The sequence below is a fragment of the Nocardioides sp. genome (genome assembly GCF_036401255.1).
Taxonomy (GTDB): domain Bacteria; phylum Actinomycetota; class Actinomycetes; order Propionibacteriales; family Nocardioidaceae; genus Nocardioides.
On the sequence record NZ_DASWVI010000355.1, the window covers coordinates 1 to 14,458 of the forward strand.

At 72.9% G+C, this 14,458-nt stretch carries 8 protein-coding genes and 1 pseudogene; 3 read left to right on the forward strand and 6 right to left on the reverse strand.

What is annotated here, in order from left to right; translation table 11 throughout:
• Together VGD85_RS16415 and rocD are read left to right on the forward strand one after the other, a co-directional pair.
• On the forward strand, positions 1-658 hold a 658-nt coding region (locus VGD85_RS16415; RefSeq protein ID WP_331064511.1), incomplete at its 5' end, for an acyl-CoA thioesterase domain-containing protein.
• A gap of 33 nt (positions 659-691) precedes the next feature.
• Complete coding sequence (gene rocD / locus VGD85_RS16420) at positions 692-1,945, forward strand: ornithine--oxo-acid transaminase (protein ID WP_331064512.1); 1,254 nt, start codon at positions 692-694, stop codon at positions 1,943-1,945.
• A gap of 18 nt (positions 1,946-1,963) precedes the next feature.
• Here the strand turns inward: rocD and VGD85_RS16425 are convergent, their stop codons facing one another.
• The 6 genes from VGD85_RS16425 to VGD85_RS16450 all read right to left on the reverse strand — a co-directional run bounded on the left by VGD85_RS16425 (position 1,964) and on the right by VGD85_RS16450 (position 13,699).
• Positions 1,964-3,226, reverse strand: coding sequence for an anthranilate synthase component I family protein (locus tag VGD85_RS16425; protein WP_331064513.1), 1,263 nt, complete (start codon positions 3,224-3,226; stop codon positions 1,964-1,966).
• Positions 3,223-3,774 carry an aminodeoxychorismate/anthranilate synthase component II gene (locus VGD85_RS16430; protein ID WP_331064514.1) on the reverse strand — a complete coding sequence of 184 codons (552 nt, stop codon included), beginning with the start codon at positions 3,772-3,774 and terminating at the stop codon, positions 3,223-3,225. Before VGD85_RS16430 ends, VGD85_RS16425 begins: the two co-directional genes overlap by 4 nt.
• A gap of 96 nt (positions 3,775-3,870) precedes the next feature.
• On the reverse strand, positions 3,871-5,811 hold the full coding sequence (locus VGD85_RS16435) for an anthranilate synthase family protein (RefSeq protein WP_331064515.1): 1,941 nt from the start codon (positions 5,809-5,811) through the stop codon (positions 3,871-3,873).
• Between the two features lie 31 nt (positions 5,812-5,842).
• The gene (locus VGD85_RS16440) at positions 5,843-8,038 is read right to left on the reverse strand and encodes a HelD family protein (RefSeq protein ID WP_331064516.1); all 2,196 of its coding nucleotides are present in this window, start codon (positions 8,036-8,038) and stop codon (positions 5,843-5,845) included.
• A gap of 127 nt (positions 8,039-8,165) precedes the next feature.
• A complete protein-coding gene (locus VGD85_RS16445) occupies positions 8,166-8,912 on the reverse strand; it encodes an enoyl-CoA hydratase-related protein (RefSeq protein ID WP_331064517.1) in 747 nt (248 codons plus the stop codon).
• Between the two features lie 38 nt (positions 8,913-8,950).
• Positions 8,951-13,699 (reverse strand): DUF11 domain-containing protein, encoded by a 4,749-nt coding sequence (locus tag VGD85_RS16450; RefSeq protein ID WP_331064518.1) that lies wholly within the window; start codon positions 13,697-13,699, stop codon positions 8,951-8,953.
• A gap of 329 nt (positions 13,700-14,028) precedes the next feature.
• On the opposite strand from VGD85_RS16450, the pseudogene VGD85_RS16455 reads away from it, so the two are divergent.
• Positions 14,029-14,458, forward strand: a pseudogene (locus VGD85_RS16455) (oxidoreductase); the annotation flags it as partial.

The following is a 14,458-nucleotide window of genomic DNA, read 5'->3' on the forward strand; positions in this document are numbered from 1 at the left end:
CGACCTGTTCCGGCCCGCCCGGATGGTGCCGTGCACGCTCACCGCGGAGGTCGAGCGGGAGGGCCGGCGGATCTGCCTGGTCGACGTGATCCTCTCCCAGGACGGCGAGCGGGTCGCCCGGGGCACCGCGACGTTCCTCAAGCCCTCGGAGAACACCGAGGGCGAGGTGTGGGAGCCCGCCGAGCGTCCCGAGCCGCCCGCGACCGACGTGGTGCCGCCGGCGACCGAGCCGCGGGCGCCGTACGTGCGCTCCTCCGCGGGCTGGTCCCAGGACTTCCTCGAGCACCAGAACGCCGCCCGCAAGGCCACCTGGAGCACCGCGGTGCCGGTGGTGGCGGGCGAGCCGCTGACCGGCTTCCAGGCCGCCGCGTCCACCGCGGACGGCGCGAGCATGGTGACCAACTGGGGCACCCGCGGCATCGAGCACATCAACACCGACATCACGATGACGCTGGCGCGCGAGCCGGAGGGCGTCGAGATCGGGCTGCTGGCCACCGACCGGGTGGAGCACGACGGCATCGCGGTCGGCACGGCCGCGGTCTTCGACCGGCGCGGCCCGCTGGGCACCGTGATCGTGGCCGCGCTCGCCAACGCCCGGCGTACCGTCGACATGTCCGCGGTCACCTACACCGACGACGGTCGCCGACACGACCGCTGACGCAGCCGCTGGGCCGGGTGAGACGATGCACCCATGACCGGCGCCATCGACACCACCGACACCTCCGCGGCCACCGTCTTGCCGCTCAACGACACCCAGGCCCACGTCGAGCTCACCGAGGCCTACGCGGCGCACAACTACCACCCGCTGCGGGTGGTGCTGTCGTCCGGCGAGGGCGCGTGGGTGACCGACGTCGAGGGCCGGCGCTACCTCGACTGCCTCGCCGGCTACAGCGCCTTGAACTTCGGCCACTCCCACCCCCGGCTCGTGGCTCGCGCGACCGAGCAGCTGGGTCGGCTCACGCTGACCTCGCGGGCGTTCTACAACGACCAGCTCGGCCCGTTCGCCCGCGACCTCGCGGCGCTGACCGGCAAGGAGATGATCCTGCCGATGAACTCCGGCGCCGAGGCCGTCGAGACCGCGCTCAAGGTCGCGCGCAAGTGGGCCTACCTGGTCAAGGGCGTGCCCGAGCCGCAGGCCACGATCGTGGCGATGACCGGCAACTTCCATGGCCGCACGACCACGATCGTGTCGTTCTCCGACGACCCGGCGGCCACCGCCCAGTACGCGCCGTACACCCCCGGCTTCCGGCTGGTGCCGTACGGCGACCTCGAGGCGCTCTCGGCCGCGATCGACGAGACGACCGCCGCCGTGCTCCTCGAGCCGGTGCAGGGCGAGGCCGGCGTGATCGTGCCGCCCGAGGGCTACCTGCAGGGCGTGCGCGCGCTGTGCAACTCCGCCGGCGTGCTGATGATGGCCGACGAGATCCAGTCCGGGCTGGCGCGCACCGGCCGCACGTTCGCCTGCGACCACGAGGACGTGGTGCCGGACGTCTACATCCTCGGCAAGGCGCTCGGCGGCGGGCTCTACCCGGTGTCCGCGATCGCCGCGGACGGTGACGTGCTCTCGGTGATCACCCCGGGCACCCACGGCTCCACGTTCGGCGGCAACCCGCTCGCGGCCGCGATCGGCCGCGAGGTGGTCGCGATGCTCGAGACCGGCGAGTTCCAGCAGCGCGCCGCGACGCTCGGCGCCCGGCTGGGCGCCGGCCTCGGCGCCCTGGTCGGCCAGGGCGTCGACGAGGTCCGCACCCGCGGGCTGTGGGCCGGCGTCGACATCAGCCCCGAGCTGGCCACCGGCCGACACGTGTGCGAGCAGCTGCTCGAGCGCGGCATCCTCGCCAAGGAGGCCCACGGCCAGACGGTGCGGCTCGCCCCGCCGCTGGTGGCCTCCGAGGAGGACATCGACCTGCTGGTCGACGCGTTCCGCGGGGTCTGCTCGGGCTGACGTGGGGGCTGTTCCGGGTCACTCCAGGGCGGCCAGCAGCCGGGCGGCCTTCCACCGCGACTCGGCGTACTCCTCGCCCGTCTCGGAGCGGACCGTGATCCCGCCGCCGGTGCCGAGCAGGTAGCGGCCCTCGCCGGTGGTCGCGAGGCTGCGGATCACCACCCCGAGGTCGGCGCGGCCGTCGGCGCTGATCCAGCCGAACGCGCCGGCGTACGGGCCGCGCGGGGTGTTCTCGACGTCCGCGATCACCTGCATGGTGCGCAGCTTGGGCGCGCCGGTCATCGAGCCGGCCGGGAACAGCGCCCGCAGCGCACCGACGGTGGTCACGTCGTCGCGCAGCCGGCCCCGGACCGTGCTCACCAGCTGGTGCACGCTCGGGTAGGTCTCGACGTCCATGAGCGTCGGCACCGCGACCGTGCCGGGCCGGCAGACCATCGAGAGGTCGTTGCGGAGCAGGTCGACGATCATCAGGTTCTCGGCGCGGAACCTCGGGTCCGCGGCGAGCCGGGCGCGCTGCGCCTCGTCCTCCGCGGCGGTGGCGCCCCGCGGGGTGGTGCCCTTGATCGGCTTGGTCTCGATGGTCCGGTCGGCGGTGATCAGGGCGTAGCGCTCCGGGCTGCTGCTGAGCAGCCAGCCGCGCGCTCCCGGCACGTCGTGCTGCACGAATCCGGCGTACGGCGCGGGGTTGAGCTCGCGCAGCCGCAGGTACGCCGCCACCGGGTCGGCCGCGCTCGCCGCCTCGATCCGGTAGGTCAGGTTCACCTCGTAGGTGTTGCCCGCCCGCAGTTGCTCCTGGACCTCGTCGAACCCCGCGCGGTAGGAGGCGGGGGCAGGATCCCCGGTGGACCGGGGATTCCTCCGCTTGTCGGGGGTTGCAACGGGTGACAAGCGCAAGGAACCCCTGAGGAGTCCGTGGTCGAAGTATCGGACGTCGGCCGGCCGCATCCAGACGGCGTCGGGGAGCTCGCCGCCGACCGCCGCGGGCAGGTCGGGACGGCACGCGTAGCCGGCGTACCCCACCCACTGGTCCTCGGGCGACCCAGCCGCCAGCTCGGCCTCGAGCACGGCGAACACGTCGTCGCCGACCACCTCGGACCGCCCGCCCGCGTGCCGGGTCACCTCGCGCCGGGCGGCCGAGTAGGTGATCGAGGTGTCGTCGTCGCCCAGCCAGCCCACCACCGACCGGCGGCCCGACCACTCGCGGGCACCGCCGCCGTCGAGCCAGAAGCAGCGCGGGTACGCCGCGGCCACCTCGCGGAAGAAGCTCACGGGGTCGCTCATGCCAGCCCCAGGAAGTTCGCCACCAGCGCCGTGCCGCACTCGGACAGGACCGACTCGGGGTGGAACTGCACGCCCTCGAGCGGCAGCGTCGCGTGCCGCACCCCCATCACCACGCCGTCGGCCCACGCCGTGACCTCGAGGCAGTCGGGGACCGTCAGCGCCGCGAGCGAGTGGTAGCGGACGGCGCGGAACGACGGCGGCAGCCCGGCGAACAGCCCGCGCCCGTCGTGGCTGACCTCAGCGACGTCGCCGTGCGCCGGCTCGACCCGCCCGACGGTCCCGCCGTACGCCGTCACCAGGCCCTGCATGCCCAGGCAGACCCCGAGCACCGGGCGGGTCGCGCGCCGCAGCACCTCGCGGCCCACGGCGAAGTCCTCGGGCACGTCGGGATGACCGGGTCCGGGCGAGAGGACCACGTGGCTGAACGCCAGCACCTCCTCGGCGGTGACCTCGTCGTGCTGGACCACCTCCGGCAGCACCCCGGTGACCTCGGCGACCAGGTGCACCAGGTTCCACGTGTAGGAGTCGTGGTGGTCGACGACGACCACGCGAGGCGTCGCGAAATGCGGAAGGGCCCGATGAAGCTGGGGGGCAGTCTTCACCGGGCCCACGAGCGGATCTCCCGCCGTGTCACGCGGACCAGCCTAGCGCCCCACCGACCGTGCGGAACCCACATCGAGCAGAAGGTCGGACACGATCTCGTGGAGCAGGTCGTAGCCGTGCTCGGTGAGGATGGACTCGGCGTGGAACTGGATGCCGCGGTAGTGCGGACCGCGCACCAGGTGGATGTCGCCGGTCTGGACGTCCGCCTCCACCTCGACGCCCGCCGGCGGCGACGCACCGTCGGCGAGCCGGCCGACGAAGGTGTTGTAGAACCCCACCCGCTCGGTGCGCCCGCCGATCGGCACCGGCGACTGGGTGCCCTGGAACACGATGTCCTTGTAGGTCAGCGGGATGCCGAGGTGGTGGCACAGCGCCTGGTGTCCCAGGCACACGGCCAGGAACGGCCGGCCCGCCGCCATCAGCTCGGCGACCGCGGCGCGCAGGTTGGCCATCTTGGCGTCGTCACCGTCGCGCGGGTCGCCGGGGCCGGGTCCCACGATCACCAGGTCGAACCCGTCGAGCACGCCGGCGGCGTACTCCTCGTGCCGGACGACGCTCGACGTCATGCCGAGCACGCCGAGCACGTGGCGCAGCATGTTCACGAAGTCGTCCTCGCCGTCGAGGATGACCACGCTCCGCCCGGCGAGGCGCGGGTCGGGCGGCGAGCCGCCCTGGTCGGTGAGCCAGAACCGGCTCAGCCGCTGGTTGCGCGCGTTCAGCGCGAGCAGGACGTCCTCGTCGCTGACCAGCTCGGCGACGTTGACGTCGGGTCGCGGCGCGGGCGGCACCAGCCCGAAGGCGCTGAGGATGCCGCCGGCCTTGGCGTGGGTCTCGGCGACCTCGTACGCCGGGTCGGAGTCGCGCACCAGCGTCGCGCCGGCCGTGACCGTGAGCCGGCCGTCCAGCCCGACGTCCGCCGTACGGATCACGATCGGGCTGTCCACGACGGGGCCGCCCACCTCGTCGCGGCCGAGGATCGCCAGCGCGGCACCGTAGTAGCCGCGGCCCTCGGGCTCGTACTGCTTGATCAGCCGGCAGGCGTTCTCGACGGGCGAGCCGGTGACGGTGGCGGCGAACATCGTGTCGCGGAGCACCTCGCGCGGGTCGCGGCCGGTGCGCCCGGCGAGGAGGTACTCGGTGTGCACGAGGTGGCTCATCGGCTTGAGGAACGGGCCGAGCACCTGACCGCCCTCGTGGCAGATGTCGCACATCATCTTGAGCTCCTCGTCGACGACCATGAAGAGCTCGAAGATCTCCTTCTCGTCGCGCAGGAACTCCAGCAGCCGGCCCTTCACGGGGGCGTCGGTCTCGCGCGGGATCCGGAACGTGCCGCTGATCGGGTTCATCCGCACGTCGCCGCCGTGGATGGAGACGTGCCGCTCGGGGCTGGCGCCGATCAGGTAGCGGTCGCCGGTGAAGAACACGTAGGTCCAGTAGGCGCCGCGCTCGCGCTCCAGCAGCCGACGGAACACCGTCAGCGCCTTGTCCGGGCCCCAGTCGGCGACCGTCGCGCGGTAGTGGCGACCGACCACGAGGTTGGCGCCCTCGCCCTGTCCGATCTCGTCGTGGATGATCGCGCCGACGAGCTCGGCGTACTTGTCGTCGTCGGTCTCGAAGCCGCCCCGGTCGGCGAACTCGACGCCCGTGTCGTCGATCGCGTCGACCACTTCGGCGACGGAGAACTCCAGCTCGGTCTCGACGTCGACCACGACCAGCGGCGCGCCGTCGTCGTGGGCCTCGAACCCGCGCTCGCGCACCTGTCGGAACGGCACCGCCAGGAGCCGGTCGGCGATGTGGCCGTCCTGCGGCACCCCGTCCTCGAGGGGTACGTCGAGCAGCGACTCGACCACCCGGCGCCGGCCGCCGACCAGGCCGACCGTGTCCCGGTCACCCGCGCGGGTCGAGCGTCGGATGATCGCCCACGCCTCGTGTCCCTGGAGGGCCGCGATGGCTTCCCGGGCATCAGGCGTCGCGCTGGTCATGGCGCGACTCTAGTTCTCGCCGACTCGGCACTCAGGAGAGCGTGGTGAGCAGCTGGGTCGCGCGGGTGAGGACGACGTAGAGCGTCGCCTTGCCGGTGGCCGACTCGTCCTCGATCTCCTGGGGCCGGACGACCACGATGCCGTCGAACTCCAGGCCCTTGGTGTCCAGGCCGGTCAGCACGACGACCCGGTCCTCACCGGACGGGGTCACCGAGGAGTCGACCGCGGCCCGCGCGCCGGGCGCGTCCTCGGCGAGCTCGGGCCAGGACGCCAGCCACGCGTTGACCTCCGAGCGACGCGCGACCGGTACGACGATGCCGACCGTGCCCTCGACCTCGCCGGCCATCGCCACCACGGCCTCGCGCGTCGCGGCCTCGAGGTCGGCGACGCCGGTGCGCACCGTCGGCTCGACGCCGGTGGAGCGCACCGCGGTCGGCAGGTCGGCGTCGAGGCCGACCCGCTCGGCGTACGCCGCGGCGTGGGCGTAGATCTCCGAGGAGTTGCGGTAGTTGGTCGACAGGTGGAACTCGTGGATCTCCTTGCCCTCCAACGCGGCCGCTCGCGCGGCCGCCGACTCCGCCGGCACCGGCCACGAGGACTGGGCGGGGTCGCCGACGATCGTCCACGACGCCGTGCGACCGCGCCGGCCGACCATCCGCCACTGCATCGGCGTGAGGTCCTGGGCCTCGTCGACCAGCACGTGCGCGAACGGGTCGTCGTCGATGCGGTGCGTCGGCGGGGCCCAGGCCCGGCCGGTGGGCGCGTACTCGCGGTCGGCGGCGGTGAACAGCTCCTGGAGGTCGACGCCGCCCTCGAGCAGGCCGGTGTCGTCGAGCTCGTGCTCCTCGTCGGTGCGGGCCGGCACGTCGCCGAGCGCGTAGCGCAGCTCGTCGAGCAGCGGGACGTCCTCGACGGAGAGGTCCGTGGCGGCGTCCCCCCACGACTTGGTCAGCAGCCGCTGCTCCTCGGGCGTCACCACGCCCTCGCCGACGCGGGCGAGCAGCTCGGGGTCGCGCAGCCAGCCGAAGACCTCCCGGGCGTCCAGCGGCGGCCACCAGGCGGCGGCGAAGTCGACGAACGACTGGTTCGAGAGCATCTCGTCGTCGAACGCCTCGCGCCCGCGGTCGCGGCCGCGCTCGCCGCGCACCTGCCGCCACATCGCGTCGAGCAGCGCGCGGGGGACCCGCGGGAGCTGCCGGTTGCGGCGGCCCTGCGACATCAGCTGGCGGCGTAGCCGCCCGAGCTCGCCGCGGTCGAGCGCGATCGTGTCGTCACGCCAGAAGATCCGGAACTCGCGCGGGCTGCCCGGCGCCTGCTGGCGCGCCGTACGCCGCATCAGCTCCGCCATCCGCGCCGAGCCCTTGACGTCGGCGACGGCCGGCTCGTCGTGGCGGGTGGCGCGGACGCCGTCGACGACCTCGCCGAGCGAGCGCAGCGCGACCGCGGTCTCGCCGAGGCTCGGCAGCACCCGCTCGATGTAGCGCATGAACACGCCGCTGGGGCCGACGATCAGCACGCCGCCGCCCTCGTAGCGGCGCCGGTCGTTGTAGAGCAGGTACGCCGCGCGGTGCAGGGCGACCACGGTCTTGCCGGTGCCCGGGCCGCCGGAGATCGACACGACGCCCTTGCCCGGGGCCCGGATCGCCCGGTCCTGCTCGGCCTGGATGGTCGCGACGATCGAGTGCATCGAGCGGTCGCGGGCCCGGGAGAGCTGCGCCATCAGCGCGCCCTCGCCGACGATCGGCAGGTCCGCGCCGGACCGCTCGAGCGCGTCGGCGTCGAGCAGCTCGTCCTCCACACCGACGACCTGCGGACCGGCGGCGCGCAGCACCCGGCGGCGGATCACGTCGTGGGGCTCGGCGGCCGTGGCCTGGTAGAACACCGCCGCCGCGGGCGCGCGCCAGTCGATGAGCAGCGAGTCCCGGTTGGCGTCACGCAGGCCGATCCGGCCGACGTACCTCGGCTCGGGGTCGACGTCGGGGGTCATGTCGAGGCGGCCGAAGACCAACCCCTCGTGGGCGGCGTCGAGCTGCGCGATGCGCCGAGCGGCCTGGAACACCATCGCATCGCGCTCGACCAGCCCGCCCTCGTGGCCCAGCCGCCCGCGGCTGTGACCCTCCTTGGCCAGCGCCTGCGCCTGCCGGGCCGACTCGCCCAGCTGGACGTACACCCGGTCGACGAACGCCTGCTCAGCAGCGATCTCCCGCTCGACCAGCTCTTCGGACAACTCTCGATCCCTCCACACCGCCCCGCACCCGGGAGCGTTTCAGCGAGTCGTCAAGCCTACCGGCCCGCAGCCCGCGCGCCCACCGGAACTGCACCATCGGACGATCGACCCGAGGATCGATCCCGCGTCACTTCTTGCGGGAGAGGAACGCCGTCATCGCCTCGCGGGCCTCGTCGGAGGCGAACAGGCGCGTGGACAGCTCGGCCATCTCGCCGCCGTGGGCGTCGATGCGGGCGACCAGGTCGCGGTTGAGGATCCGCTTGGACTCGCGCAGCCCCTGGGCGGCACCGGTGGCGAGGGAGCCGCAGACGCGGGCGACCTCGGCGTCGAGGGCCTCGGCGGGCACCGCGGCGGTGACCAGGCCGTACGCCGCCGCGTCGGCGCCCGTGAACACCTCGCCGCCGAGCGTGGTGAGCGCCGCTGCGCGCGGGGTCATCCGGTGGTGGACGGTCAGCGAGATGATCGCGGCCGCAAGGCCGAGCTTGACCTCGGTGAGCGCGAACGTCGCGTCCTCGGCCGCGATCGCGATGTCGGAGGCCGCCACGATGCCGATGCCGCCGGCGCGGACCGCACCGGCGAGGCGCGTGACGACGGGCTTGTCGAGCGTGACGATCAGCCGCTGCAGGTCGACGATCCGGCGGGTGCCCTCCTCCATGCCGACCGTCGAGGCCTCGGAGAGGTCGGCGCCGGAGCAGAACACCCGGCCCTCGCTGGTGATCAGCACGACCTTGACCTCGTCGTCGGCCGCCGCGCGCTCGATGCCCTCGAACAGCTCGGTCACGAGCTGGCGCGAGAGGGCGTTGCGGTTGTGGGGCGAGTCGAGCGTGAGGGTCGCGACGGCATCGGCGACGGCGTAGTGCACGAGCTCGGGCATGCGGCTCATCCTGCCGCATGCCCGAGCCGGGCCGGGGCTCAGTGCTTGATCCGGACCGTCCGGACCGCGCCGTCGATCCGCAGCTGCGCCTTCGTCAGGCCGCGGAGCGCCCTCTTGCCCAGGGCGGTCTGCTTGAGCTGCAGCGTCGCGCGGCTGCCGGACCGGATCCGGTACGTCGCCTGCGCGAGCACCGCGCCGCGCTTGACGAGGTGGCCGCCGACCTTCTGGGTCGAGGCGGCGACCAGCGCGGCCCGGCCGCGGCACACGCCGCCCCCGGCACCACACTTCACGGTGGCCGCCACCCGGGCCGACGTCACCACGACGGTCGGCGCCACCGGCACGACCGCCGGGGAGGTGTCGACGTGCACGGTCACGCTGTCGGCATTGTCGCCGGTCGAGGTCTCCGGGGTCGACGTCGTGACGGTAGCCGTGTTGACGATCGTGCCGCCCTGGCCGGCGCCCTTCTCGGTGCGATTGGCCAGGCAGTGCAGGTACAGCTTCGCCTGCAGGGGCCCGCCGGTGGGGTTGAAGAACTTGAACACCCGCACGATCGGCCGGGGGTCGTTGCCGAGCACGACGAGACCAGGATCGACGTCGTAGCCGGCGACGATGCCCTTGGCGTCGGCCGCGCAGCTGAGCGTGACCTCCGCCTCCTGGCCGGCCGGGACCGTCACCGTCTGCCGGACCTCGTCGAGGCCGAGCTGGTGGGTGTGCCCGTTCGCCGTGCTGACCCGGACGTCCAGGCAGCGCAGGGTGAACGCGCCGGACGTCGGCGCCCCGTCGTTGACGACCGCGAACCGCCATCCCTGCGCACCGTCGGGGTACGTCGTCACCACGGGTGCCACGCCGCCGAGCTCGTAGCCCGGCTGGATCGGCGTCTGGCCGGCGCCGCAGCTCATCGTGACGTCGGTGCGACCGGTCGGCAGCGCCTGGGTCTGCGTCAGCGGCGCCCCGACCACGAGGTCGTGACTGTGCCCGTTGACGGTCTCGCTCCGGGTCTGCACGCAGACCGCGAACACCTTGGCCTGGGCCCGGCCGGTCGCGTCGTTGACGAAGTGGGCGCGCCAGCCGTCGGTGCCGACCGCCCGGTTCTCGACCAGGTGCAGGTCGGCGAGCGTGCCGGTGCCCTGGTCGACGTGGTCGATGCGGCCCGAGCCGTCGGTGACGACGTAGCCCGGCTGACAGGTCGCCGTACCGGTGGCCTCGTCGCCCGGCTCCACGTCGACGTGGACCTCGGTCTTCTGCACGTCGAAGAGGTGCTGGTGGTCCGCGCCGAGCGCGGGCAGCGGGTCCACCCGGACCTGGACGTCGTAGCTGCGCGACGCGCCGGACGGCAGGGTGCCGACCGCGCAGGTCACCGTGGATCCGCTGCGGACGCACGGGCTCTGCGCGGACACGTAGGTGACCCCGCTCGGCAGGTGGTCGACGATCGTCACGTCCTCGGCGTCGGCCGCGCCCGTGTTGGTGACCCTCAGCGTGTACGTGATCACCTCACCCTCGCGCGGGGTCGCGTCGTCGACGGTCTTCGCGACCGCGACGTTCGTGACCGTCGGCTCGACGGGCGTGGTCGTCGACGACGTGCTCTGGACCGTGCCGTGGTCCGGCGTCGTCCCGGTCGCGGTCGCCGTGTTGTCCACCGATCCGTGGTCGACGTCGGCCTGCGTGACCGCGTAGGTGACGTCGGTGCAGGTGAACGACTCGTCGGGGTCCAGCCCGCCGGTCGGGCAGCTGACCGGGCCCACCTTCGGGTCGCTGACGACGACCGGGTCGAGCCGCACGTTCCCGGTGTTGGTCACCTCGAACGAGTAGGTGATGGTGTCGCCGGCGTCCGGACCGTTGCCGTCGAGGTCGTTGATCTCTCCGGCGGACTTGATCAGCTGGATCGCGCCGGAGGCCGGCAGGTCGACCGTGTGGTCGTCGTCGTCGGTGACGGCGTCACCCGCGGGGGTCCTGCCCGTGACGACGGCGGTGTTGTGGATCCCGCCGTGGTCGACGTCGGCCTGGGTCAGGGGGTAGACGCGCGGGTCGCAGTCGACCGACGCCCCCGGGGCCAGCGCCACGTTCGGGCAGGTGACGGCCCCGATCTTCGGGTCGGTCACGGCGATGTTGGTCAGCGTGACGTTGCCGAGGTTCGTCACCTCGAACGTGTAGGTGATGGTGTCCCCGTCGTCGATGCCGTTGCCGTTGACGTCGTTGACCGTGCCGGCACCCTTGACGAGCCGGATGGCGGGGTCCGCCACGGCGATGCCGGTGTGGGTGGAGTCGGTGTCGGCGACCGGGCTGCCGGACGGCGGGCTGCCGTGCGCGGTCGCGGTGTTGTCGACGGTGCCGGCGTCCACGTCGGCCTGCGTGAGGACATACGTCTTCTGGGTGCAGCTGGCGCTCGCGCCCGGCAGCAGCGCACCCGGCGGGCAGGTGATCGGGCCGACCTTGGGGTCGGTGACCGTGACCGGGTTCAGCGTGACGTTGCCGCTGTTGGTGACCGTGAAGTCGTACCCGATCGTGTCGCCGGCGTCCGGGCCGTTGCCGTCGAGGTCGTCGATCGGGCCGGCCGTCTTGTCGAGCTCGATCGACGGGAGAGAAGCGATCGGTGTCGTGGTGGAGTCGGTGTCCGTCACCTCGGGGCCGGACGGCGGGGTGCCGTGCGCGGTCGCGGTGTTCTCGACCTTGCCGGTGTCCACGTCGTTCTGCGTCAGCACGTAGGTCTTCGGCGTGCAGCTGACGGAGACGCCCGGCGCCAGCGCCGTGTTGGGGCAGGTGATCGGGCCGACCTTCGGGTCGGTGACCGTGACCGGGTTCAGCGTCACGGTGCCGGTGTTGGTGACCAGGAACGTGTAGGTGATCGTGTCGCCGACGTCCGGGCCGTTGCCGTCCAGGTCGTTGATCGTGCCGGCGGTCTTGTCCACCTCGATGGCCGCCGAGCCGGGCAGCGCGATGTTGACCGTGTCGGTGTCGGTGACCTCCGGACCGGACGGCGGGCTGCCGTGCGCGGTCGCGGTGTTCTCGATCTTGCCGGCGTTCACGTCCGACTGGAGCAGTGTGTACGACTTCGGCGTGCAGGTGACCGAGGCACCCGGCGCGAGTGCGCCGGTCGGGCAGGTGATCGCACCGAGCTTCGGGTCGGTCACCGTGACCGGGTTCAGGGTCACGTTGCCGGTGTTGGTGACCTTGAAGGAGTAGGTGATCGTGTCGCCGGCATCCGGGCCGTTGCCGTCGTTGTCGTTGATCGCCCCGCCGGTCTTGTCCAGCTCGATCGCCGGCAGCTTCGGCACCGGGGTGCTGACGGTGTCGGTGTCGGTGACCGCCGGCCCGGTCGGCGGGGTCCCGTGGGCGGTCGCGGTGTTGTCGACCTTGCCGGAGTCCACGTCGGCCTGGGTCAGCGCGTACGTCTTCTGCGTGCAGCTGACCGACGCGCCGGCCGCGAGCGCGTCGCTCGGGCACGTGATCGCGCCGAGCTTCGGGTCGGTCACCGTCACCGGGTTCAGCGCGACGTTGCCGGTGTTCGTGACCGTGAAGTCGTACGTGATCGTGTCTGCGGCGTCGGGACCGTTCCCGTCGTTGTCGATGATCGGGCCGGCGGTCTTCGTCAGGTCGATCGCGGGGAACAGCGGGGTGTTGGTGAACGTGCAGACCACCGTGCTGCCGGAGGACGACGGCATCGTGAACGTCCCCGAGCTGCCGGTGCCCTGGGCGATCGTCGAGCCGTCCGCCTGCAAGGTGCACTTCCAGGTGGTGGCGTAGTCGCCCAGCTGGGTGCCGCCCGCGGCGGTCTGGGTGATCGTGTACGTCGTGCCCGGCAGGGCGACGACCGGGCCGGCGACCTCGCCGGCCTGCGTCTGCAGGCCGCTGTCGGTGCCGGTCGTGGTGCCGGTGTTGCCCGAGGAGACGCCCCCACCGGTGATCGTGGTCGTGAACTGGTCATCGGCGTCGTGTCGGCCGGAGGGCAGGTCGACGCGCACCGAGGCGACGCTCGGGCTGGAGCAGGACGCCATGTCGGCGAGGTTGACCGAGGCGTTGTGGGTGTCGATCTGCGCGCCGCTGGAGGGGTTGACGCGCAGCACCTTGCCCGAGCCGGTGCCGATCACGAGGACGCCGGTGCCGTCGAAGGCCATCGAGGCGTACTGACCCGAGTTGCCGGGCAACGAGGCGAGGGGCGTGGACGAGAACGAGGTCGATCCGGCGGTGGTCGGGAGCGGGCCGTTGACGCGCGCGAGGGTGCCTGCGGCGGTGTAGCTGGCGTTGCTGACGACGTACAGGTTGCCGACGGCGTCGAAGGCCATGTCACCGTTCACCGACAGGCCGGCGATCGTGCCGACCTGGCCGATGCCGGTGTTGGAGCTGGTGTGGTACGCGTACAGCTTCCAGGGCGAGCCGCCGACCGCGTAGTAGTAGATGCCGTTGGCGGGGTTGATCGCCCCGGCGATCACGTCCGCGGCGTCCGGGTTGGCCGGGGCGCTGTAGGACTGGGTGGAGCCGGTCGTCGCGTCGAAGCGGAGCACCTTGTTCGTGCTGCGGTTGAACGCGTAGATGTAGCGCCCGCCGCCGCCCGCCAGCGCGAGCGCGTTGACCGCGTCGTCGTGGCCCGCGCCGATCGTGCCGTTCGGGGCCGCGGCGCCGGTGCTCGGCGTGATCCTGCTGATCACGTGGGAGCCGCCGTCGACGCTGTAGACGGTGTCCGCGGAGCAGGCGAAGCCGGGCACGGACGACCCGCCCCCTCCGGTGGCTGCGGCGGGTGCGGCCGGCAGCGCGGTCAGCATCGCGGCCGTGACCGCGAGCGAGGCCGCCACGAGCCCGGCCCGCCGTGTCCCGAGCCGTGTCCCGAGCCGCGTCCCGAGCCGGGTCCCGAGCCGTGCCCGGGCAGGAATCATCGAAGAACGTGCGCGCGTCAGCGACATGACCGCCGGCCCCCCAGCCGTGCTGCTCGTCTACGAGCGTTGGTGTAGCCCCCCTTGCGCTCCCGCGTCCGCGGGAGTGCCTGCCACCGGATCTGTCGCCCCGAGCACGGCATCTCAGGCAATCGCCCTCCACGCTAGCCAGGCGGTCGCGCCGACCGGCGCGAATTGAGGAAAACGTGAGGGAGGCCATCCGGCCGGGCTCCTCGCTCCGAACCTCCCTCATGAGCAACCGTCTCGCTGCCGCCGGGCTCGGCGTGCTGGCCGTCGCCGTCGGCGTCGCCGCCGGGCACCTGGTCGCCGGGTTCACCGAGCCCGCCGCCTCGCCCGTGCTCGTCGTCGGCTCGACGGTCATCGACCTGACGCCGACGCCGCTGAAGGAGTGGGCGATCGCGCGGTTCGGCACCCACGACAAGGCCGTCCTGGTGGGCTCGGTGCTGCTCGGCGTGCTGGTGCTCGCCGGGGTGGTCGGGGTGCTGGCCCGGCGCCGGTTCCGGTACGGCGCGGTCCTCCTGCTGGTCCTCGTCGGCATCCCGGCGAGCGCCGCGTTGACCCGCCCGGGCGCCACGGTCGCCGACGTGCTGCCCAGCCTCGCCGCGGCCGCCGCGGGTCTCGGGTCGTTGGCGTGGCTGATCCGGCCCGGTGCCCCCGCAG